General features: G+C 53.1%; 1 protein-coding gene. It reads left to right on the forward strand.

Going from position 1 to position 226, the window contains the following annotated elements; genetic code table 11:
• Positions 1–226: hypothetical protein (locus UC75_RS19460; protein WP_228136979.1), on the forward strand; the 226-nt coding region annotated here is incomplete at both ends.

The raw sequence follows: 226 nt of genomic DNA on the forward strand, positions 1-226 counted from the left end.
CAAGGCAGCCCAACTCGACAGCCAAAATCCTGAGCAGCGCCACTATGCTGAGCTGAACGTTGTTCGACGTAACATTAAAGCTGTGCCTGAATATAATCCGCTAGAGCACCGTCCAGCCGCTTACCCGCAGCGCGCTAGAGTGGTGGGACTGGAAGGCGAAAGTATTCATGTCGATCAGTGGGGACGCATTAAAGTCCGTTTCTTGTTTACCCGAACTGACGACCAC

This window comes from Acinetobacter sp. V2 (genome assembly GCF_001188385.1).
Taxonomy (GTDB): domain Bacteria; phylum Pseudomonadota; class Gammaproteobacteria; order Pseudomonadales; family Moraxellaceae; genus Acinetobacter; species Acinetobacter oleivorans.